This window comes from Paenibacillus peoriae KCTC 3763 (assembly GCF_000236805.1).
GTDB lineage: Bacteria > Bacillota > Bacilli > Paenibacillales > Paenibacillaceae > Paenibacillus > Paenibacillus peoriae.
The window spans coordinates 25,317-47,662 of record NZ_AGFX01000022.1 but is presented as its reverse complement, the minus strand read 5'-3'; the positions used below and the strand labels follow the sequence as shown (position 1 = coordinate 47,662).

Here is a 22,346-nt window from a genome sequence, read left to right as displayed (position 1 = left end):
ATATATGAACGTAAACGACTATGATTTTGAATTACCTGAAGCATTAATTGCTCAGACACCTTTGCTGGAGCGGAGCGCTTCCAGGTTGCTGACGTTGGACAAGCATAACGGTGAAGTAGAGCATCATACATTTTCGGATATTGTTCAGTATCTCAGACCGGGGGATACGCTGGTATTGAACGATACGCGAGTGATTCCTGCACGTTTGTTTGGCATCAAGGAAGATACCGGAGCTAAGGCTGAGGTGCTGCTGCTTAAGCAACTGGAGGGGGACCGATGGGAAGCATTGGTAAAACCCGGTAAGAAGCTGAAAAAGGGAGCTGTTATCGTTTTCGGTGATGAGCTGAAGGCCGTTATTGAGGAAGAAGGAGATATGGGGGGAAGGGTGCTTTCATTTTCTTATGAAGGTATTTTTCAAGAGATATTGGACCGCCTTGGGCAAATGCCGCTTCCGCCCTATATCAAGGAGCAACTGGATGATCGCGAGCGTTATCAGACGGTTTATGCCCGGCACGAAGGTTCTGCTGCGGCTCCTACGGCAGGACTGCATTTTACAGAACAATTGCTGGACCGAATTAGGGAGAAGGGCGTTTCCATCGCTTTTGTCACACTTCATGTTGGCTTAGGAACGTTCAGACCAATGTCGGTGGATACGATTGAAGAGCATGTCATGCACGAAGAATATTACTCATTGTCACAGGAAACAGCTGATATACTCAATGCAACCAAGGCGCGCGGCGGAAGAGTTGTAGCAGTGGGGACAACCAGTTGCCGAACGCTGGAGACGGTGGGCAATACATTCGCAGATGGAGTATTGCAGGCTAGCAGTGGCTGGACACAGATTTTTATTTACCCAGGCTATGAATTCCGTGTGGTGGATGCAATGATTACGAATTTCCATTTGCCTAAATCCACCCTGGTTATGCTGGTCAGCGCACTGGCGGGCAGGGAGAATATTATGCATGCTTACCAGGAGGCGATTGACCGCGAATATCGGTTTTTCAGCTTCGGGGACGCAATGTTCATTTATTAATTAAGGATGGTAGAGAAAATATGGCACCAGCAATAAGATACGAACATATTAAAACCTGCAAGCAATCAGGAGCTCGCCTCGGGCGCGTGCATACACCTCACGGGGTTATTGAGACACCAACCTTTATGCCTGTGGGGACGCAAGCTACAGTCAAGACGATGAGTCCTGAGGAATTGAAGGAGATGGATGCTCAAATTATTTTGAGTAACACCTACCATCTGTTCCTTCGTCCCGGTCATGATATTATTCGTGAAGCGGGCGGACTGCATAAGTTTATGAATTGGGATCGTCCTATTTTAACAGACAGCGGCGGATTCCAGGTGTTTTCCTTAAGTGAAATGCGTAAGATTTCGGAGGAGGGTGTTCATTTTCGCTCTCATTTAAATGGAGATAAGAAGTTTCTTTCACCGGAAGTGGCAATGGAAATTCAAAACTCGCTTGGCTCGGATATTATGATGGCCTTCGATGAATGTCCACCGTTCCCGGCTGAGTATGAATACGTGAAAAAGTCACTGGAACGCACCAGCCGTTGGGCTGAGCGTTGTTTGGAGGCACATGCGCGTCCTCATGATCAAGGGCTGTTCGCCATTGTACAAGGGGGTATGCATGAAGATCTGCGCAAGCAAAGTGCGGCAGATTTGACTTCCATGGATTTCCCGGGGTATGCTATTGGTGGACTGAGTGTGGGGGAACCAAAGCATTTGATGTATGAAGTGCTCGATTATACCGTTCCACTGCTTCCTACCAACAAGCCACGTTATTTGATGGGCGTAGGTTCGCCGGATGCCTTGATTGAAGGCTCTATCCGTGGTGTGGATATGTTCGATTGTGTACTTCCAACCCGGATTGCTCGCAACGGGACAACGATGACAAGTCAAGGTCGTCTTGTCGTTCGTAATGCCAATTTTGCAAGCGATTTTGGCCCGCTTGATCCGGCTTGTGATTGCTACACTTGTCGCAATTATTCACGCGCGTACTTGCGACATTTAATTAAAGCAGATGAAACCTTCGGGCTCCGACTGACAACGTATCATAACTTGCATTTCTTAATACAATTGATGCGTAATGTCAGACAAGCGATTATGGATGACAGACTGCTTGATTTCCGCGATGAATTTTTTGAGCAGTACGGTCTTCATGATAATGATAAAGGCTTTTAAGTTTTAGGGGAGATTTGAAAGGGGGATTTAACATGTTTCAATTTGCTACAGCTGCGGCTGCACCCGGTGGAGCTGGGGGACTTTTTCAAATGATCTGGCCACTGGCTCTGATGTTTGTAATCTTTTATTTCTTGCTGATTCGTCCGAATCAGAAAAAACAAAAGCAGCGTCAATCGATGCTTCAAGCTTTGAAAAAGGGAGATAAGGTGATAACAATCGGAGGTCTTCACGGTACAATTATGGAGATTACGGACGATGTGGTTGTTTTGCGTGTGAATGATGTGACGAAGCTGACCTTTGACCGCAGTGCGATCAGTAATGCGATTGCAAAAGATACTACATCTGAGGAAGCTGTTGTTTCTAAGTCGTAAAATCTGCCGATCATCATGTAAAAACCGAGCCTTTGAGGAGGCTCGGTTTTTTTGTGTTGCTTCGTTACATGGGACATGGGCTGGTACACTTTTTTTAATTTGATTATTTACTAAAGTTAATCCCGAATATCCCGCCTCCCGCGCCTATGACAAAGGCAATTCCTAAGTGGAATAGGTCCTTAGCGTTCATGCCCGCATCCAGTGCCAGAAAACCGACCAGAAGAACGATAAGGCCATACAGGATGCCTGTAATGCCGCCTTGATACCAGCCTTTGTTGGTTGATCTTTTACCTGCGACGAAGCCGCCTGATAGCATAGCGAATGCGTGCACGATGTACGTATACAGGGATAAGTCCTGTTCCTGCATTTGTGTTAGCCACAACAGTAGTGAAAGAATCAATGCGCCAAGCAGCATCCATGCAAAAGCATAAAACAAGCCGGATAAAATGGGATGGGCCAGACGAAACGAACACCAGCGGCGAATGAGCTCCATTGATAATTCCTCCTGTACCAAGGTTTGAACTATTATCATTCTATGGTCAAGCCTTCAGGCTTAGTACCAAGTCGCAAGCAGTCTTTCTCTTTATTTCAATAATTTAGCCTTTTGTTTTCTGTATGAGTCAAGTGGGGAACGGTCAGAATACGTGTACAATGAACAATTAATGTCTTGTCGCAAAGTACAGGGGAGGAGGCGAACATATTGAGTCACGATATTTTTACTCATATTTTTCGAACGCTGCTCATGTATTTTATCGTATATCTGGTGATGCGTTTGATGGGTAAAAGGGAGATCGGGAAACTGTCTGTTTTTGATCTCGTTATATCCATTATGATTGCGGAAATTGCTGTATTCAGTCTGGAGGATATAAAACGTCCCTTATTTGAAGGAATGATTCCCTTAGGGGTGCTACTGATTCTGCAGATCGGAATTTCCTATTTCAGTCTTAAAAGCCGACGTCTGCGCCTGCTATTCGATGGCCGGCCCAGTGTATTGTTTTCCAATGGACAACTAAACAAGGATGAAATGACTAAGCAACGCTACAATTTAGATGATTTGTTGTTACAGCTTCGTGAACAAAATATTGAAAGTCTGGACGAAGTTGAATATGTTATTTTGGAAACCACAGGCAAGCTCACGGTGATAGCTAAGGATGATGAAGATGAAGATGCAGAGTTAGACAAAAAGAGACAGGATTTAAGTCAAAGGAATTTGACGAACATTGAACAACAGGTGGAAAAAGTTCATCCTACTCCTCAAATCGGCGGGAAGTTCAGATATGAAGGTCTACCCGTTCCATTAATTATGGATGGCAAGGTGCTGGACCGAAATTTGGAGCGGATGGATATGAACCGATTTTGGCTTAAAAATCAGATTCAAGCGAAGGGTCACAAAGATTTTAAAGATGTTTTTTTATGCACTGTGAATCATAGAGGTCATGTATATGTTACGCCACCGACCTTAGGGGAATCTTCGGATTAGATTTCTTTGGTTTTAAACCATCTTCTCAGAATGGGAATGCGGGTAAGGTTGTCCCAGTCAATCATTTTGATGGAGGTCATCAGGAAAAGGTACAGGATAATCCCCACTCCTGCGGCAAAAATAAATTGAAGCCACATTTGGTTGAACACTGCCAGATGTCTGTAAACATATAATACCGCAGCTGCCATAATGACCATCCCTGCCCCGGTTTTCCAGAAATCAAGCAAACGCACGCGAAAGCGAAGTAGTCTGCTGACACTGAAGCCATGCAGAAGGGTGACAATGGTATTGTTAATGCAAATGGCGATGACCGCTCCGTAGATACCATACTGAGGCTGAGAGGCAAGCCATACGATAAGTACAATTTTGATAACGGCTCCGACAAAGGTGTTAAATAAAGCACTCCCGGGACGATCTAGGGCCTGAAGTGCCGCCTGAAGCGGGGCCTGGATGTACATAAACAGAGCAAAGGGCGCCATGAGTTTAAGCATGCCTGCAATATCGCTATTATTGTAGAGTATTAGACACAGAGGCTCTGCCAGCACGTACATGATAACGGCGAATGGGGCTCCTGCAACCAAAGCGAGCCGAAGCGACTGATGCAAACGTTTGTGAATGGCGGTAGTGTGCCCCTTGGCAGCTGCTTCAGATAAGGAAGGGACGAGTGAAACAGCCAGTGAACTGGTGAGGACACCTGGCAGTAATAGTACAGGAATGACCATGCCCTGCATGGCCCCATACTGTGCGGTTGCAATACCAGTTGCAATGCCTGCTACGGCGAGGCTGCGCATACATAAAATGGATTCGAGCAAATAGGACAAGGACCCGACGAGCCTCCCAGCTGTAACGGGAACGGATATAGACATAAGACGTGACAAAACGGACGATTCCTCAGGACGAGCCTCAGAGGACAAAGATGATTTCGTTTGAGGGGGAGAACCCTCCCTTCGCTGGTCCATGGCGTATTGCCATAGCAGCACAACCATCCCAATCAGCTCGCCCGCCAATGCACCGAGCATGGCTCCTGCAGCAGCGTAGGCAATACCGTAAGGAAGGAGCAAGTATGCAAACCAAATAACGCAAAAAATGCGCATAACAGTTTCGGCAATCGAGGAGCTGGCGGACGGAATCATATTTTGTTTTCCCTGAAAATAGCCCCTGTAGGCAGAGGATACAGCAACGATAACAATCATTGGACTCATGCTAATAAATGTATAGTACACACGGCTGTCGGTCAGGATGTGGTTTGTGATCCAAGGGGCGAACACAAGACAGAGTACCATAGCGAGCAGGCTGAGTGTAATGGTAAAGCGCAGGCTGGTGTGTAAAATACGCCTTGACATTTCGGGTTGTCCCGCTGTTTCAGCTTCGGCCACAAGTTTGGCTACCGCAAGTGGGATTCCCCCGGTAATAAGGGTCACCAGCACGATAAAAAAGGGATATCCCTGTTGGTATAAGCCGACTCCTTCGGGTCCGATAATACGCGGGAGCGCGATTCGCGGAATGAACCCCAGTAGCCGATTGATGATTCCCGCTGCCAATAAAATAATTGCTCCATGGATGAATGTCTGCTTTTTCAATCGCAACTCCCTCTTCCCCCAAATGTATTTCTCCATCTATGCGTTACTTTAAAAGATATGCCAGACCTGTCCATGTTCATGACAAGCTTTTCGGTTAAAAGTAGAACAATCCAGGCAAGCAGAGGGAAGGTGGTGAATTCTGCTATTGACGAGCGAAATGAATGCATATATTGTTGATTTACGGCTATTTTCGACAAAAAGAAGGATTTTCCAAGATCAGGATAGAAATGTTATATAAAGCAGTCAATGATCCCGCTAATGCTGATGTGCGAAAATGGAGTCGCTGGGAGGAGGAACGACCGTCGTGGGTATGGAAGAGCTGGATGAGCAGGATTGGGATGACGCCATAGAGATGCTGTGTCAAAGCAAGGCAGACGAGTTGGTTCTCGTAGGCTATGAGCATGTCACAAGTAAGGACGTATGGAATTGTGTTAGCCATAAATATGAAAAGGAGGGTATTCCTCCGCTGCACAGGCTCGTTAACGATATACTTTCCCTTAAAGCGACGAGCTTTATGAACTATTTGACGATGTCCGCATTACGGGGCTCCACTTTCGAATAGAAGGGAGTCTTTTTTTGCGTTCAAATTGACTGCTTTTTGAGGGGTAGCTATAATAGGAATATTGAGAATGAAAGGGGAACATGGGACGGAATGAAAAGAATTCTAAGTTTCATCGTGGTCGTGCTCATAACAACTGGTGTTATGATCGGGACAAGCCCGGGCCTACTGAACAGTTTAAAACTAGGCCTCGATTTAAAGGGAGGCTTTGAAATTTTATATGAAGCCCAGCCTTTGGAAGCAGGGCAGCGTGTAACCAGCCAGTCTCTTATACAAACAGCTCAAAGTCTGGAGAGACGGATTAACGCGCTCGGTACAACTGAGCCGGAAGTAACAACAGAGGGTAGCAACCGTATTCGCGTGCGGCTTGCTGGTGTCTCTAATGAGGCAGAAGTCCGCTCCATGCTGAAAAAGCCTGCCGAGCTGACGTTCCGCAGTGCAACGGCAGCGGATGCTAAAAAGCCGGGTCAATACAGCAAAATTGAGCTCCGCGGTAATGATTTTGTGGAGAATGGTGCCGTTGTTGGCTATGACCAGCTGAACCAGCCTGAAATTAGCATCAAAGTGAAGGACAAAGCCAAATTTGCAGAGATCACAAAGCGACTTCTTAACAAAGAGTTGGCTATTTTCCTGGATGATGAATTACTATCTGCACCAACAGTACGTGGAGAATTGACGGATGGCAGTGCCTCGATTACAGGTAACTACACTCGTGATGAAGCGAACAAGCTGGCAGATACGATAAACCTGGGAGCTCTTCCGCTTAAACTGACGGAAAAATATTCCCAGAGCGTAGGTGCTACACTGGGTCAGCTGTCACTGGATCAGACGATCCGTGCTGGTTTGATCGGCTCGATCATTATTCTGGTATTTATGATTGCGATGTTCCGTGTGCCGGGAATAGTTGCTAGCTTCTGTCTCATTGTTCATACCTGGCTGGTGCTTGCGATCTTCTATTTGGGTGGCTTCGTGCTTACACTTCCAGGTATCGCAGCCTTCGTGCTCGGGATCGGGATGGCGGTCGATGCCAATATCATCACGTATGAACGGATTAAAGAAGAAATCAAGTCAGGAAAAACGATTCGTTCTTCTGTCATCGCAGGCAGTAAGGCCTCGTTCCGTACTGTTATGGATGCCAATATTACGACAATTATAGCAGCAGCAGTCATGTTTGGCCTGGGAACAGGTTCTGTTCGAGGATTCGCTCTCGTACTCATCGTTGATATTGTCACCAGTATCTTGACAAATATCTTCTTCTCCCGCTTCTTGCTCAATCTGCTGGTTAAAGCGGATGTTGTGAAGAAGCCCAAGTATTTTGGTGTGAAGGAGAGTGATATCAGTGCGCTTTAATTGGGACTATAAATATGTCAAGATGAGCAAGTGGTTTTATACCTTTTCGATTATTATCACATTGCTCGGTATTTTGAGTTTGTCGATATTCGGTCTGAATTACGGGGTTGATTTCCGTTCCGGCTCCAACGTGGATGTCAATTTGACCAAGGTAGTTACGCAAGAGCAGATTCAAACTTTGCTGGACAAGAAGGGAATCGGCAAAGAGGTTGATTATACACCGGGTAAAGAGCGCTTTGGCATTCGTTTTTCACAGGTGTTGACAGACCAGCAAGTGAATGATTTTAAAGCCTCTTTCAATAAAGAGCTTGATCCTAAGGCTTCATTTGAGGTCAATACCGTAGATACGGAAATGGCCCAAGAACTGGAGCGAAATGCAATCTGGGCAATCTTGCTGGCCTCAGTGGCCATCGCTGTCTATATCTCGATCCGGTTTGAATGGCGTTTTGCCGTTGCAGCCATTGTTTCGTTGCTGCATGATGCGTTTCTTGTCATCAGTATTTTCTCCATTTTCCGCCTTGAGGTGGATTTGACCTTTATTACGGCAATTCTGACGATTGTCGGTTTCTCCATCAATGATACTGTCGTTATTTTTGACCGTATCCGGGAAAATCTGCGATTTGCGAAAAAGAAGTCCAGAGCCGACTTGGAGCAGGTAGTCGATCACAGTATTGCCCAGACAATGACGCGTTCACTCGCAACCGTGTTTACTGTGTTTATTGCCTCCGTGTGCTTGTTCATTTTTGGGGGCGAGTCGATTCGGATGTTCTCACTTGCGATGGTTATCGGCTTGCTGTTTGGTGCTTATTCTTCCATTTTCATTGCCAGCCCGCTGTGGGTTGCTTTGAAAGGGAGACAAAAAACGCCGACTGCTGGCGGTGGCACGGTCAAAACTGCAAAGTCTTAAGTTACGCAAATACTAGTAGTATAATTTTAAGAGAAAGCCGCGTCTACTTGGGCGCGGTTTTCTAAGGTTTGGAGATTTACCTTGAGTTGGGAGCGGCCCATGTATCGTTTGTTTTGAGGGATTAGATATGGAATGGAGCTTTAATGGGAAATGGTCAGTTCAGGATTGAGGGGGAAACGTTGTGAATAGCGAACGCAGCCGATCATTAGAAACTGCAGCGTGGAGTGGGATTGTTGGTAATCTCGCCCTAGCTGTTCTCAAGGGGACTGTCGGTTATGCGGCAAACAGCAAAGCATTGCTGGGGGATGCACTGCACACGGCTGCGGATAGTGCTTTCCGGTTACAGGACCTGTTTTCCAAAGATGGTACAGGACACGGGGTACTGGCACGGCTGCGAAATGGTGAAAAGGTTCGGGCTGTCATTTCTGTCGTGCTGTCTATTTTAGTGCTGATGAGTGGTCTCCAGCTAGCGATCTCGGCTGTCCGCTCATTGAGCAGCCCGGAACCACAGGCTCCCGATCTGTATGCATTAATTACTGCTTTTGTTGCTTTGGTGCTGAGAGAGGCGCTATTTCAGTTTCAGTATCGCTACTCGATTAAGCATGGTCATAAAGCGGAAGCAGATCTGTACGCTAATCATGAACGATACTCGCTGTATGCATCACTGATTGCATTGATCGGCATGATCGGTGCAATGACTGGTAAAGCGATGGAATGGCCGGCATTGTTATATCTGGATCCAACCGCAGCTTTGCTGGTAGCTTGTATGGTATTGCGTAAGGGTTATCTGATGGTAATGAATACCGCTTATCAGGCACCGGCGAGGCCTTTGCAGGAGGAAGACTCCCGAGGTTTTATGGAGACCATTCAGCGGGTGTATGGTATTGTAACGATTGAACATTTCCATGCCAAGGAAGCGGGCCATTTCATAACAGTGGATGTAACGATTAGTGTAAATCCTCGGATTACGGTGCAGGAAGCACAGCAAATTGCCGATCGGGCTAAAAATTTACTGCTGGCCCGTTTTCCACAGGTGACCCATGTACAAATACAGTTCATTCCCTATCAAGCCGGGTATCCTTACAAATCCAATCATGAACTGCCGGATAATGATGTGTCGTCCTTGTTGCAATAATGCAAGACGACTATGAAAGAAAGGTGAATAGGATTGCTTCATTCGCAGTACAGATGGAAAACCCCGGAAATTAATCTGGCGGCGGCCCAGCCGTTAACAGAAGAGCTGGGGATCTCACCATTGTTGTCCCGGCTTTTAGTGAACCGGGGCGTCACTACGGCCGGGGAAGCAAACCGCTTTTTGTACGGAAGTGTGGATGATATACACGACCCTTATCTGCTTCTTGGCATGAAAGAGGCTGTGCCTAGAATTCGCAAGGCTCTGGAGCGCGGCGAGCATATATTAATCTATGGCGATTATGATGCGGACGGAGTATCCAGTACATCATTGATGATTCAGCTTATGCGTTTCCTAAAGGCCTCTTATGATATTTATATTCCCCACCGTTCCAATGAGGGATACGGCCTGCATAATCATGCTCTGGATTGGGCTCATCAGCAGGGAGTTACGCTGGTCATTACGGTAGATACTGGAATTAGTGCAGTTGAGCAAATTGATTATGCAACATCCTTGGGTATCGATGTTATTGTGACCGATCACCATGAGCCGCCTGCTGTGCTCCCCAAGGCGTATACCTTGATTAATCCGAAGCTGCCCGGTTGTCCATACCCGTTTAAAGGCCTTGCAGGTGCTGGTGTTGCTCTTAAGCTAGCACAGGCACTCCTGGATGAGGTGCCTGAGGAATGGTTTGAAATCGCCGCTATTGGTACGGTAGCGGATCTGATGCCGTTACATGGTGAGAATCGGGCGGTGGTACGCAGAGGGATTCAAGCGATGAAAAGCTCTGCGTTTCCTGGGATTCGGGCGTTGCTTGGTGTAGCAGGTGTGGATATGCCTACAGTGACTTCTGTCAACATCGCATTTGCCTTGGCACCGCGTATTAATGCCAGTGGACGTCTGGATCATGCGGGACGAGCGGTTTCCCTGCTGACGACAGAACAAGAGGAAGAAGCAGATCAACTAGCGCATGCGCTCGATCTGCTTAACCGTGAGCGTCAACAGGTGGTCGAACGAATTGTGGAGCAAGCAGAGCAGCAGCTGGCAGCCAAGCTGAATGGAGGCAAGCTCCCCTCAGTTATTGTTTTGGCTGGTGAAGGCTGGAACGTGGGGGTCGTCGGCATTGTGGCGTCCAAGCTATTGGATCGCCATTATCGTCCAACCATTATTCTTGGGATAGATGCCGAGACAGGTATGTGTAAAGGTTCTGCTCGTTCTATCCCTGCATTGGATATCTACAGTGCTCTTACAGACAGCCATGAGCTGATGGAGCATTTTGGCGGTCATCCTTCGGCTGCGGGTATGACGCTGAGCCGTGACAATCTGGAATTGTTCGAGGAGCGGCTTAACCGCTATGCCGGTTCAATTTTGACACCGGAAGACCTTATTCCCGTAGCTGAAGCAGATATGGTCTGTCGTCTGGACGAGGTATCTTTACAGGCGGTTGAAGACCTGGAATTGTTGCAACCTTTTGGTATGGGGAACCCTTCTCCACGATTCGTATTACAAGGTCTTCAATTACGCGAGGCTCGTAAAATGGGACGTGAGAAAAATCATGTGAAGCTTCTGCTGGAGCAGAATGGACTATCGCTGGATGCAATTGCCTTCCAGCGTGGTGATTTGGCTGATTTTTTACAGCAACAAACCGAACTGGACCTGCTGGGTGAGCTGTCCATTAATGAGTGGAACGGCAAACGGTCTCTCCAACTGATGATGCAGGATATTCGTGTGCAGGCACCGCAAATTTTTGATTATCGCGGAGTATCGAACCCTATTGCCGAACTGGAACGAGGCTTGAACATTTTTCATCCGCGTGTAGAGGAGAGAAAAAATGACGTTGCAGTATTGATACATCCTTCATCCACACTTCGTCCAACGGGGTCTGTGAACGCTGAATTCGTATGGTTATACGATAAGGATGGTACTATTACTCCCAGTAATGGTCAAAGGGATGCGCAGCAATCTGTGAAGTCATTGTTCGTGCTGGAGCCACCGGAAACGCCGGAGCAGCTACAGGCAGTATGGTCTACCTTTGAAAATGTAGAAAATGTATTTCTCCTGCATTCGGTCAGTGAACGTGCCGGTCGGCTCGTAAGCCCCGACAGGGAGCTATTCAAGCGTATTTATGTTGTGCTTTCCCGCATGGGAACACAGCCTGTTGACGAAAAAGCGATGCTGCCTGCTCTTAGTCGGCAGTGTTCCTGTTCAGTACGTATGTTATCCAAAGTGCTGGACATCTTCGAGGAGCTTGAGTTTATGACGCGTGCAGAGGGGCAATTTTGTTTTGTACCCAATCCGCCCAAGCGCGATTTAACGACTTCTCCGCGCTATCAGGAACTATATGATATGGCTGAAATGGAGCGTTATTTACTGGATTCGGATACAACCCAGATGACGAGTTGGATTATGTCACTTATGAAGGGCGCGTCTTGAGGTATAGTCTCAAGTTTAAGTTGTACAATGGATATACTAATTTAGAAGTTTACAGTAGGAGGAACTAAGTTGAACTACCAAGAATATATTCGAGTGATTCCCGATTTTCCACAACCAGGGATTAGTTTTAAGGACATTACGACCTTGATGAAAAATGGTGAACTGTATCGCAAGGCAATCAACGATATGAAGGAACTGGTATCGGATTTAAAAATTGATTTGATTGCGGGCCCCGAGGCACGCGGATTTGTCGTAGGTGCGCCCCTGGCCTACGCTCTTGGCGTTGGTTTTATTCCAATTCGTAAAAGTGGAAAGCTGCCTGGGGAAACCATTGAAGAAGCATATGGTTTGGAATATGGCAAGGATATGCTTGCTATGCATAAGGATGCTATTGAGCCGGGGCAAAATGTATTGATTGCGGATGACCTGCTTGCAACAGGAGGAACCATTGCTACATCTGTGAACTTGGTGCGTCAGCTTGGTGGAAATGTGGTGGGAGCTGCTTTTCTTATAGAGCTGTCTGAACTCAACGGTCGGGCGAAACTGCCTGACGTAGATGTATTCACCCTGATTAAATATTAGGGCTTTGGAAATCCGGGGTTTTCCCGGGAAATATTTATGTATGGATCATCTAAATAGTCCGATGGAACATCTCTTTATCTAAAGAGTTGCTCCATCGGACTATTTTGTTTGATAATGATCCGCAATATAATTATTTATCTCAGCCATGGTAGTGTGATTTTAATTTTAAATTATAAGATATGAATTTAAAAAAACGCCGTCCACGCAGGTACGAGCCAACGCACTTGGATGTTAGACAAGTACGTGATGGACTCGTATCTCATAGAGGTCGGCGTTTTCATGTAAAGGAAGAGGTATTAATCCGGTGTTTTTTCCGTTAAAGGCTCCTGAGTTTTATCATTCGACCAGCCGAGCACGTCAACCAGCTTGAAGAACAGGCTGAGGACGATGCCGATGATTGTTGCCAGCGCCATACCTTTCAGGGTAACCGCGCCCCAAGTGAGTGTCGTACCGCTGATTCCGACAACAAGTACGATGGTAGCGAGCAGCATATTGGTCGGCTTGGCGAAATCCACCTTTTGCTCGACAAAGATTCTCAGACCGGAGGCAGCGATGACACCGAACAACAGCAAGGATACGCCACCCATGACTGGAGCCGGGATGTTGGAAACAATTGCTGAGAAGGTACCTGAGAAGGAGAGCAGGATGGCAATTACTGCGGCACCGCCAATGACCCATATGGAGTACACCTTCGTTAATGCCATGACACCGATGTTTTCACCATAGGTTGTATTGGGCGTAGAGCCGACAAAGCCGGAAATCACAGTGGAAATACCGTTACCCAGCAGTGAACGATGCAGACCGGGATCTTTGGACAGCTCGCGTCCAACGATGTTGCTGGTTACGAGCAAATGACCAATATGCTCCACGATAACGACCAGAGCGACAGGAAGAATTGTCAGCATAGCCGAGGTATTAAATACTGGAGTGGTGATGACAGGATGCCCAAACAAGGGAGCGTCCGCAATGGCCTGTGTATTGACCATACCCATAAAATAAGCAAGCACATAGCCCACCACAATACCGATCAAGATATGAATGATTTTGGCAAATCCGCGGAATAATACCGCACCCAGAATAGTGACTCCGAGTGTAACAAGGGAAAGGGTAATGGTTTTGGGATCTGGAGACCAGGCTTTAGTAGGGTCTGAATTGATAATGCCTGCCATGCCTGCTGCAACCGGAACCAGCTCCAGTCCGATCAGAGCTACAATGGAGCCCATGACTGCGGGTGGAAATACCACATCCAGCCAACGAGTTCCGGCATATTTGATCACCAGTGCGACAAGACAAAAAATAACACCCGTTACGATGAAAGCACCGAGGGCCATAGCGTAACCGTTAACGCCGGGATTGCTTTTAAGCACAAGGCTAACGGGAGCGATAAAAGCGAAGCTGGAGCCGAGATAGGCGGGAATTTTGCCTCGGCAGATCCATATGTACAGCAGTGTGCCAATACCGTTCATTAGCAAAATCATGCCGGGATCGACACCGAAAATATTCGGCACCAGCACGGTGCTGCCAAACATGGCAAACAAATGCTGTACGCTGAGCAGGAACCCGGGTCCTGCCGGAAGCTTTTCATTAACTTGAATTTCGCGTTGCAACGCAGTTCACTCCTTAGTTCTTTCAATTATTCTTATATACATTAATTACTTTTCGTATTTTTTTCAATATAAATTCGTTTCATTTCGTCAACAATCCTGATTTGCTGGTCTATTTGTGACGAAATAAGTCAACAATGCCCAACCTGTAATAGTTGACGTGTGACGTAGTAACCGTCATAATTATAGGAAATCACTTTTAAAAGGGAACCTTTGCGCGACATTGATCGGCGGGTTCCATTTTGCATAGAAAGGACACGGAATAGAGCAGAATGGGGATAGAGCAATTACTTAAAAAGGCCGGGGCCTATACCAGAGAAGCAGATCTTATCCGCATCAGGGACGCCTATGATTTTGCCGAGCAGGCCCATTCGGGGCAGACGCGCAAGTCCGGTGAACCTTATATTCTGCATCCGCTTGCGGTTGCTGATATCGTCGTTAATATGCAGATGGATACCATCTCCATTATCGCCGCTCTTTTACATGACGTTGTGGAGGATACGACGGTGTCTTTGGCGCAGATTCGCGAGCATTTTGGCGATACATGTGCGATGCTTGTCGATGGTTTGACGAAGCTGGAGCGTATCCAGTTCCGTTCCAAGGAAGAACAGCAGAACGAAAATTATCGTAAAATGTTTATTGCCATGGCACAGGACATTCGTGTCATTGTTATTAAGCTGGCGGATCGTCTGCATAATATGCGCACCTTGAAATATCAGTCGGAGGAAAGCCAGCGCCGAATTGCTTATGAAACGCTGGAGATTTTTTGCCCGATTGCGAACCGTTTAGGTATTTCAGCGATTAAATGGGAAATGGAAGATATTGCTCTTCGCTATCTGAATCCTCAGCAGTATTATCGCATCGCCAATTTGATGCATAAGAAACGGGCAGAGCGGGAGCAGTTTATTGATAATGTTATTGTACGTATCAAGGAAAAATTGGAAGAGATGGGTATTCAGGCTGATCTTTCCGGGCGTCCCAAGCACATTTACAGTGTGTTTAAAAAAATGACAACGAAGAACAAGCAATTCAATGAAATATATGATTTGCTGGCGATTCGTATTATTGTGGATAACATTAAGGATTGTTATGCCACCCTGGGGATCATCCATACGTTGTGGAAGCCTATGCCGGGACGGTTTAAGGATTATATTGCCATGCCTAAGGCCAATATGTATCAGTCCCTTCATACGACAGTCGTGGGCCCCAACGGGGAACCTACCGAGGTGCAAATTCGCACGGTGGATATGCATCGCACAGCTGAATTCGGGATTGCGGCCCATTGGGCTTATAAAGAAGGCAATGGAGCAAACAACACGAACTTTGAGGATAAAATCACCTTTTTTCGGGAAATTCTGGAGCTGCAAAATGAGGCGAAGGACGCGTCTGAATTTGTGGAATCGCTCAAAATGGACTTTTTCTCGGACCTTGTGTTTGTGTTCACTCCAAAAGGGGAAGTCATTGAGCTGCCTGCCGGATCGGTTCCGCTGGACTTTGCTTTCCGTATTCATACTGAAGTTGGTAACCGAACGATTGGCTCCAAGGTAAACGGAAGAATTGTGCCATTGGACTATCGGCTTAAAACCGGCGATATCGTCGAAATTATGACGTCCAAGCATTCTTATGGACCTAGTCAGGACTGGCTCAAAATTGCCCAGTCCTCTCACGCGCGCAGTAAAATCAAGCAATGGTTTAAGAAAGAAAAGCGCGAGGAGAATATCGAAAAAGGCCGTGAGAATCTGGAGCGTGAGCTCAAAAAACGCGATATAGAGCCTTCGGTATGGATGAGTGACGACAAGCTTCAGGAAGCGGCAGCAAAGTTTTCTTTCAACGATATAGAGGATATGCTGTCGGCGATTGGCTTTGGCGGTATAACCGCAGCTCAGGTCTGTACACGTCTGACGGAGAAGCTGCGCAAGGAGCAGGAAGAGGCACGGCTGATCGAACTGACGACCGAGGTCAAGGAGTACAAACCGCAGGGTGAACGTAAAAAAACACCGACGAACGGCGTCAGCGTCAGAGGAGTCGACAATTTACTCGTTCGTTTTGCACGATGTTGCAATCCCGTGCCGGGAGACGACATTATCGGTTATGTAACACGTGGCCGCGGCGTATCGGTTCACCGGACAGATTGTCCTAATATTCCTGCGGGTACGGGGGAAGATCAGGCTCGTGTGATCGAGGTTGAGTGGGAGGAAGCAGCAGAGGTCAATTATAGCGTCGATATCGAGATTACAGGACATGACCGCAACGGTCTGCTGAACGAAGTGCTTCAGGCTATATCCGAGAACAAAACCAGCTTCTCTGCCGTTACAGGCCGTACCGACAAAAACAAAATGGCGATGATTCACATTACGATTCTCATCCGCAATACGGATCATTTGCATTCGGTTGTCGAACGGATCAAACGGGTGAAAGATGTATACACCGTGCATCGGATTATGCAATAAACTTGTAAGCGTAAAAGAAGGCTCGTAGCCGTTTGTAGCACGTTTTGAGTACAAGCCCCATAGGTCGCCATGAGAAGCCGTGCTGCGGCTGCGAAGCACCTTTTAAGAGGGAAGGTTAAAGGAGACAGCGGATAGTCGATGAAAATCATCATTCAGCGCTGTAAAGACGCTCAGGTAACGGTTAATCAAAAGGTGGTCGGCAAGATCGGAGCCGGATTAATGCTGCTGGTCGGTATAGGCCAAGGAGATACGGCGGCTGATGCCGTTTATTTGGCGGATAAAACAGCGGGATTACGCATATTTGAGGATGCTGAAGGTAAAATGAATGACAGTGTGCTGGATGTCGGCGGGGCCATTTTGTCGGTCTCTCAGTTTACATTGTATGGTGACTGCCGTAATGGGAGAAGACCTAACTTTATGAGAGCAGCCAAGCCTGAGGAAGCAGAGAAGCTGTATGATTTTTTCAACAGCCAGCTTCGAGCCAAGGGCTTGGAGGTTGAAACGGGCATTTTTGGGGCGATGATGGATGTATCATTGACCAACTGGGGTCCGGTGACACTGATTCTGGACAGCGACCGTTCTTAGGTACACGCTGGTTCGTAGCATGGAATCAGCACTGAGCAGAATAAAATGACCGTTCATGGAGACGATAATGTCATCCCAACTGGTGATCAGCCGGATGGATAGCCTTAAGGGTGACAGGAGAGACGAAGCAATGCGTCAAACCCCAAAAATGAACGGTTATCGAAGCGCTGAGCTGCTTTTCCCCGGTAGTATTCAGGAAGCGATCAACCTTACCCGCGATGCTGATACGTTATTGCAGCATGCTGCAGCAGCCATGAACAAGCCGGGGCGCGGTGCTTTGCCGCGCAGGTAAGACTTAATATTTATCACGTCAGAAAAGGAGCCAAAAGGCTCCTTTTCTTATTGGCTGCTGCGAATTGTTATAAAGCACGTTCAAATCGTGGATATGTGGCGCAACTGGATTAAAGCCAAGAGAACGTCACAAGATTGTCGATACTTGCGGGAATTAATCTGCTACAGAATGGTTGTAATACAATTGTAATATTCGGAACATCATTCCTTAATATACGTTGCTTATAATAACAGCATGACCCCCTTTTGATATATCTATTGAACCTGCGGACCGTTTCCGCAGGTTTTTTTCTTTTTATAAGACTTTTTTGTTTGATTCTGGAGGGAATGTCTTGACTTTGTCGAAGCAGTTCATTAAAATCATAAAATAATGAAAAATGATTTGATGACGGGACCAAGTACTCCGAACCCACAAGCGCAGAGAGGAATTTCCAGGCTGTAAAAATTCCCTTGATGAGCGGACGAATGACCTCCCCGAGAACAGGCGGCGAACAATTGAGGAGCACCTGCCGAGAGTGTACAGGTAACTGTACCAAACAGCGGACCATCCTGCATAATAGCCGTACTGCGCGTTGCGGGCGTTATACGTATGAGCGGAGTCAGTGTAAGGCTGACGGGCACTAAGCGTTTTTTACGCGCTGGCTGTCCGGGAAACTCCGGAATGTGGGTGGTACCACGGGTGATTTGTAAACGACAATCCCTCGTCCCTGTTAATTTTAACAGGGCGAGGGATTTTTTTGTTTTTATTAAGAGGGGGGATACGTTAATGGCCTTTCAAAAGCCGACAGGAACGCAGGATTTGCTGCCGGGCAATGTAGAAAAGTGGCAGGTTGTTGAGGAGAAAGCCCGTGAAATCAGCCGCCGCTTTAATTACCGCGAGATCCGTACACCGATGTTTGAACAAACGAATTTGTTTGTTCGGGGTGTGGGTGAAACGACGGACGTGGTGGAAAAGGAAATGTATACTTTTGAGGATAAAGGCAAACGCAGCATGACGCTGCGTCCGGAGGGGACAGCAGGTGTCGTCCGCTCTTATGTGGAGAATAAGTTGTACGGTGAGCCGGATGTGACCAAGCTGTATTATATTGGCCCGATGTTCCGATATGAGCGTCCACAGGCTGGACGTCAGCGCCAATTTCACCAATTTGGCATTGAAGCATTTGGAGCGGTTGATCCAGCTCTGGATGCAGAAGTTATCGCTTTCGGGTATCAGTTCTGCCGTGAACTGGGCCTGAAAGGGGTAAAGGTGGAGATTAACTCCGTCGGCAATGCCGCCAGCCGTGCCGCCTATCGTCAACGTTTGGTTGATTTCCTGTTGCCTATTAAGGATACGCTGACCAAGGAGAGTCAAGCACGGATTGATCGTAATCCGCTGCGGGTGCTGGATAGCAAGGATGATCAGGACAAATTTGACGGTGCACCTTCTATTTTGGATAGTCTGGATGAGGAATCCCGCACACACTTTGAGAAAGTGAAGCAAAATCTGGATGCCATGGGTGTGGAATATACAGTCAACCCGCGTCTCGTGCGAGGGCTGGATTATTATACGCTGACAGCATTCGAATTCAAAGCCGAAGGTATTGGTGCCATTGACACGATCGGTGGAGGGGGCCGTTACAACGGATTGGTCGGAGAGCTGGGTGGACCGGATCAGCCGGGTATCGGCTTCGGTATCGGTCTGGAGCGCATTCAGCTGATCCTGGAGCATCAGGGTGTCCAGATGAACGAAGCCAAGCCGCTGGATGTCTATATGGTGGCATTGGGTGAAGCGGCAGAAACGGAAGTGACCAAACAGCTGTTTAAGCTGCGTCAAGCCGGATTATCCGCAGAGCGAGATTATCTGGGCCGTAAAATGAAGGCGCAGATGAAATCAGCAGATCGCTTTAAAGCGAGATATACTGCGATTCTGGGTGAGGACGAGCTGGCTCAGGGTGAGATTGCACTGAAAAACATGGAAACTGGTGAACAGCGTACCGTTAAGCTGGATCAGCTGGTGGAAGAGCTGGGCTAAAGAACATGATGTAACATCGGTCGGGGGCAGCTTCCTTCGATGGATTCACATAGCATGAACCACTAAAACATTAACAGGAGTGTGTATGATGAAAAGGAGTCATCAATGCGGCGCATTAACCCATGCGCATATCGGAGAAACAGTTACATTGAACGGTTGGGTACAAACCCGTCGTGACTTGGGAGGCGTGCTTTTTATTGACCTGCGTGACCGCAGCGGGATTGTACAAATCGTGTTTAACCCGGCATATTCCGGTGACGCACTGCAAATTGCGGATCGCGTTCGTAGTGAATATGTGCTTGAGGTTACCGGTACTGTTGTCAAGCGGGATGCGGAAACGATCAACCCCAACCTGCCTACAGGTGAAATTGAAGTACGTATCACTGAAATTGAAGTATTGAATGCAGCCAAGACACCTCCGTTCTTCATTGAAGATGGTGTAGAAGTAGATGAGTCGTTACGTTTGAAATACCGTTACCTGGATCTGCGTCGTCCAGAGATGCATCAGACCTTGAAACTTCGCTCCAAAGCGGCTAAGGTGTTCCGTGACTTCCTTGACAGTGAAGATTTCATCGAGGTGGAGACACCGATTTTGACGAAAAGCTCCCCGGAGGGTGCTCGTGACTATTTGGTGCCAAGCCGTGTGCATGAAGGCGAGTTTTTCGCTTTGCCGCAATCACCGCAAATTTACAAGCAATTGCTGATGGTGGGCGGCCTGGAGCGCTACTACCAAATTGCACGTTGTTTCCGTGATGAAGACTTGCGTGCTGACCGCCAGCCTGAATTTACACAGGTCGACATCGAGACCTCCTTCATGGAACGAGATGACTTGCTACCTATGATGGAGCGCCTTATGGTCAAACTATTCAAAGAGACGATTGGTGTAGAGCTGGAAACCCCATTCAAACGGATTACACATGCAGAGGCGATGGACAAGTACGGCTCAGACAAGCCAGACCTGCGTTTTGGCCTTGAGTTGATTAATGTGAATGATATCGTGGCAAGCAGTGGTGTAAAAGTGTTTGCTTCCGTGATTGAAAAGGGCGGCGAAGTAAAAGTCCTCAATGCCAAAGGATGTGGCACATGGAGTCGTAAGGACATTGATGACCTGGGTCCTTATGCTGCACGTTACGGAGCTAAAGGCTTGGCCTGGATTCAGGTGAAGGAAGGCGAATTCAAGGGGCCTATCGTGAAATTCTTTACACCGGAAGAAATCGAAGCACTGAAGGAGCGCACGGGAGCTGAAGAGGGTGATCTGTTGCTCTTCTCTGCGGATAACAAAAAAGTCGTTGCTGATGTATTGGGCGCGCTTCGTCTGAAAATTGGCCGTCACTTGGGATTGATCGACGATAACATATTCAAATTTGCATGGGTTGTGGACTTCCCGCTTCTCGGCTATGACGAAGAACAAAAACGCTATGTAGCAGAACATCATCCGTTCACGCGTCCAAATGATGAAGACCTTGCTATCTTGGATACAGACCCAGGCCAGGTTCGTGCCCAGGCTTATGATATCGTACTGAACGGCTATGAAGTAGGCGGCGGCTCGATGCGGATTCACAAACGTGATGTTCAGGAGAAAATGTTCAACGCTCTCCGTTTGTCACCAGAAGAAGTTAAAGATAAATTCGGCTACCTGTTGGATGCGTTCGAATATGGCGCGCCTCCACATGGCGGTATTGCCTTCGGTTTTGACCGTCTTGTGATGCTGCTCACAGGTCGTACAAACCTGCGTGAAACGATTGCATTCCCGAAAACAGCCAGTGCGACAGACCTGCTTATGGATGCACCATCCGAAGTGGATCAATCTCAATTGGAGCAGCTTCATATCCGTCTTGCTCCGAAGCCTGTTGCGCCTAAAGCCTAAGACCAACGTTTGGCTTAACAAGTGTCATTCAATGACTTGTGAATAGCTTATAAAATGTCATGAACCCGTTACCCTTTTGTGGATAATGGGTTCGTGGTTTGTATGCTAGTGTTTAAGCCTAAAGTTAAAATCAGTAAGAGAGGATGATATACCGTATGCTGCATCAATTTTCGCGAACGGAGCTGGCGATTGGCACTGAGGGTCTGGAAGCTATGAAGAATAGTACGGTAGCCGTGCTGGGGATTGGCGGTGTCGGCTCAATTGCAGTGGAAGCGCTGGCCCGGACGGGTGTCGGACGTATTATTTTGATTGATAAAGATGTCGTAGACATTACCAACATTAACCGACAGATTCATGCGCTGACGACCACGGTAGGTCAAAAAAAGGCTGATCTGATGGTAGAGCGTGTGAAGCTGATTAACCCTGAATGTGAAGCTATCGCACTGAATATGTTTTACACCGAAGAAACATATGAAGAGTTGTTTAAATACGATCTGGATTATGTGCTGGATGCCTCGGATACCATTATTTACAAAATTCATTTGATCAAGGAATGTCTGAAACGCGGGATTCCGATGATCTCCAGCATGGGTGCTGCCAACAAAATGGACCCGAGCCGTTTTAAAGTGGTGGATATTTCCCAGACGAGAATGGACCCGATTGCCCGTGTCATTCGCACCAAGCTGCGTAAAGAAGGCATTACCAAAGGCGTCAAGGTTGTATTCTCCGATGAGGAGCCAATGAAGCCGCGTGAGGACATTACGAAAAAAATCGTACCTGCAAACGCACCTGAAATTCGGAAAGCGAAGCAGCCGCCTGCGAGCAACGCTTTTGTGCCTCCGGTAGCAGGCTTGATCATGGTCGGTGCAGCCGTCAAGGATTTGCTGGAGCGCGCTGGAGTGTAGCCCCGAAGATAGCATGGCTGTATACAGCTTGCTGCAACCAGATTGA

At 47.4% G+C, this 22,346-nt stretch carries 19 protein-coding genes; 16 read left to right on the top strand and 3 right to left on the bottom strand.

The features are described from left to right. The first annotated feature begins 4 nt into the window (after window positions 1–4). Genes queA through yajC form a run of 3 tightly spaced genes read left to right on the top strand, consistent with a single transcriptional unit; the run spans window position 5 to window position 2,564 of the window. On the top strand, window positions 5–1,033 hold the full coding sequence (gene queA, locus KQI_RS0115090) for a tRNA preQ1(34) S-adenosylmethionine ribosyltransferase-isomerase QueA (protein ID WP_010347643.1): 1,029 nt from the start codon (window positions 5–7) through the stop codon (window positions 1,031–1,033). A gap of 20 nt (window positions 1,034–1,053) precedes the next feature. Beyond that, window positions 1,054–2,193 (top strand): tRNA guanosine(34) transglycosylase Tgt, encoded by a 1,140-nt coding sequence (gene tgt, locus KQI_RS0115085; RefSeq protein ID WP_007431672.1) that lies wholly within the window; start codon window positions 1,054–1,056, stop codon window positions 2,191–2,193. Window positions 2,194–2,225: 32 nt separating this feature from the next. Further along, window positions 2,226–2,564, top strand: coding sequence for a preprotein translocase subunit YajC (yajC, locus tag KQI_RS0115080; RefSeq protein WP_010347642.1), 339 nt, complete (start codon window positions 2,226–2,228; stop codon window positions 2,562–2,564). A 103-nt stretch (window positions 2,565–2,667) separates the two neighbouring features. Here the strand turns inward: yajC and KQI_RS0115075 are convergent, their stop codons facing one another. Beyond that, window positions 2,668–3,057 carry a TIGR04086 family membrane protein gene (locus KQI_RS0115075; RefSeq protein WP_010347641.1) on the bottom strand — a complete coding sequence of 130 codons (390 nt, stop codon included), beginning with the start codon at window positions 3,055–3,057 and terminating at the stop codon, window positions 2,668–2,670. Window positions 3,058–3,264: 207 nt separating this feature from the next. Here KQI_RS0115075 and KQI_RS0115070 point away from each other — a divergent pair, with 207 nt between their 5' ends. Next, window positions 3,265–4,044, top strand: coding sequence for a YetF domain-containing protein (locus KQI_RS0115070; RefSeq protein WP_010347640.1), 780 nt, complete (start codon window positions 3,265–3,267; stop codon window positions 4,042–4,044). Here the strand turns inward: KQI_RS0115070 and spoVB are convergent. Beyond that, window positions 4,041–5,624 (bottom strand): stage V sporulation protein B, encoded by a 1,584-nt coding sequence (gene spoVB, locus KQI_RS0115065; RefSeq protein ID WP_010347639.1) that lies wholly within the window; start codon window positions 5,622–5,624, stop codon window positions 4,041–4,043. The two genes, KQI_RS0115070 and spoVB, sit on opposite strands and share 4 nt — an antisense overlap. 304 nt (window positions 5,625–5,928) lie before the next feature. Here spoVB and KQI_RS0115060 point away from each other — a divergent pair, with 304 nt between their 5' ends. The 6 genes from KQI_RS0115060 to KQI_RS0115035 all read left to right on the top strand — a co-directional run bounded on the left by KQI_RS0115060 (window position 5,929) and on the right by KQI_RS0115035 (window position 12,587). Further along, entirely contained in the window at window positions 5,929–6,186 is a 258-nt protein-coding gene (locus KQI_RS0115060) for a post-transcriptional regulator (protein WP_010347638.1), read from the top strand. Between the two features lie 90 nt (window positions 6,187–6,276). Next, window positions 6,277–7,533 (top strand): protein translocase subunit SecD, encoded by a 1,257-nt coding sequence (gene secD, locus KQI_RS0115055; RefSeq protein ID WP_010347637.1) that lies wholly within the window; start codon window positions 6,277–6,279, stop codon window positions 7,531–7,533. Next, complete coding sequence (gene secF, locus KQI_RS0115050) at window positions 7,523–8,440, top strand: protein translocase subunit SecF (protein WP_010347636.1); 918 nt, start codon at window positions 7,523–7,525, stop codon at window positions 8,438–8,440. Before secD ends, secF begins: the two co-directional genes overlap by 11 nt. 181 nt (window positions 8,441–8,621) lie before the next feature. Then, complete coding sequence (locus KQI_RS0115045; RefSeq protein ID WP_010347635.1) at window positions 8,622–9,575, top strand: cation diffusion facilitator family transporter; 954 nt, start codon at window positions 8,622–8,624, stop codon at window positions 9,573–9,575. A 33-nt stretch (window positions 9,576–9,608) separates the two neighbouring features. Then, a complete protein-coding gene (gene recJ, locus KQI_RS0115040) occupies window positions 9,609–12,005 on the top strand; it encodes a single-stranded-DNA-specific exonuclease RecJ (protein WP_010347634.1) in 2,397 nt (798 codons plus the stop codon). Window positions 12,006–12,074: 69 nt separating this feature from the next. Continuing rightward, complete coding sequence (locus KQI_RS0115035) at window positions 12,075–12,587, top strand: adenine phosphoribosyltransferase (protein ID WP_010347633.1); 513 nt, start codon at window positions 12,075–12,077, stop codon at window positions 12,585–12,587. A 296-nt stretch (window positions 12,588–12,883) separates the two neighbouring features. Here KQI_RS0115035 and uraA read toward each other — a convergent pair whose 3' ends face one another. Then, the gene (gene uraA, locus KQI_RS0115030) at window positions 12,884–14,194 is read right to left on the bottom strand and encodes a uracil permease (RefSeq protein ID WP_010347632.1); all 1,311 of its coding nucleotides are present in this window, start codon (window positions 14,192–14,194) and stop codon (window positions 12,884–12,886) included. A 269-nt stretch (window positions 14,195–14,463) separates the two neighbouring features. Between uraA and KQI_RS0115025 the strand changes: the two genes are divergently transcribed. The 6 genes from KQI_RS0115025 (at window position 14,464) to KQI_RS0115000 (ending at window position 22,300) form a co-directional block, all read left to right on the top strand. Further along, the gene (locus KQI_RS0115025) at window positions 14,464–16,641 is read left to right on the top strand and encodes a RelA/SpoT family protein (protein ID WP_010347631.1); all 2,178 of its coding nucleotides are present in this window, start codon (window positions 14,464–14,466) and stop codon (window positions 16,639–16,641) included. A 138-nt stretch (window positions 16,642–16,779) separates the two neighbouring features. After that, on the top strand, window positions 16,780–17,226 hold the full coding sequence (gene dtd / locus KQI_RS0115020) for a D-aminoacyl-tRNA deacylase (RefSeq protein ID WP_010347630.1): 447 nt from the start codon (window positions 16,780–16,782) through the stop codon (window positions 17,224–17,226). A gap of 130 nt (window positions 17,227–17,356) precedes the next feature. Beyond that, window positions 17,357–17,518 (top strand): hypothetical protein, encoded by a 162-nt coding sequence (locus tag KQI_RS28835; RefSeq protein WP_010347629.1) that lies wholly within the window; start codon window positions 17,357–17,359, stop codon window positions 17,516–17,518. Between the two features lie 765 nt (window positions 17,519–18,283). Continuing rightward, entirely contained in the window at window positions 18,284–19,528 is a 1,245-nt protein-coding gene (hisS, locus tag KQI_RS0115010; RefSeq protein ID WP_010347628.1) for a histidine--tRNA ligase, read from the top strand. 88 nt (window positions 19,529–19,616) lie between these two features. Continuing rightward, window positions 19,617–21,395 carry an aspartate--tRNA ligase gene (gene aspS / locus KQI_RS0115005; protein WP_010347626.1) on the top strand — a complete coding sequence of 593 codons (1,779 nt, stop codon included), beginning with the start codon at window positions 19,617–19,619 and terminating at the stop codon, window positions 21,393–21,395. A gap of 155 nt (window positions 21,396–21,550) precedes the next feature. Beyond that, window positions 21,551–22,300: a tRNA threonylcarbamoyladenosine dehydratase gene (locus KQI_RS0115000; RefSeq protein WP_010347624.1), complete on the top strand. Its 750-nt coding sequence runs from the start codon at window positions 21,551–21,553 to the stop codon at window positions 22,298–22,300. Window positions 22,301–22,346: the final 46 nt, after the last annotated feature.

Excerpts from the sequence above, each read along its gene's own strand:
- tgt (WP_007431672.1), top strand. The coding sequence starts at position 1,054 with ATGGCACCAGCAATAAGATACGAACATATTAAAACCTGCAAGCAATCA.
- yajC (WP_010347642.1), top strand. The coding sequence starts at position 2,226 with ATGTTTCAATTTGCTACAGCTGCGGCTGCACCCGGTGGAGCTGGGGGA.
- dtd (WP_010347630.1), top strand. The coding sequence starts at position 16,780 with ATGAAAATCATCATTCAGCGCTGTAAAGACGCTCAGGTAACGGTTAAT.
- KQI_RS28835 (WP_010347629.1), top strand. The coding sequence starts at position 17,357 with ATGCGTCAAACCCCAAAAATGAACGGTTATCGAAGCGCTGAGCTGCTT.
- aspS (WP_010347626.1), top strand. The coding sequence starts at position 19,617 with ATGAAAAGGAGTCATCAATGCGGCGCATTAACCCATGCGCATATCGGA.
- secD (WP_010347637.1), top strand. The coding sequence starts at position 6,277 with ATGAAAAGAATTCTAAGTTTCATCGTGGTCGTGCTCATAACAACTGGT.
- queA (WP_010347643.1), top strand. The coding sequence starts at position 5 with ATGAACGTAAACGACTATGATTTTGAATTACCTGAAGCATTAATTGCT.
- KQI_RS0115000 (WP_010347624.1), top strand. The coding sequence starts at position 21,551 with ATGCTGCATCAATTTTCGCGAACGGAGCTGGCGATTGGCACTGAGGGT.
- hisS (WP_010347628.1), top strand. The coding sequence starts at position 18,284 with ATGGCCTTTCAAAAGCCGACAGGAACGCAGGATTTGCTGCCGGGCAAT.
- KQI_RS0115025 (WP_010347631.1), top strand. The coding sequence starts at position 14,464 with ATGGGGATAGAGCAATTACTTAAAAAGGCCGGGGCCTATACCAGAGAA.
- KQI_RS0115075 (WP_010347641.1), bottom strand. The coding sequence starts at position 3,057 with ATGGAGCTCATTCGCCGCTGGTGTTCGTTTCGTCTGGCCCATCCCATT.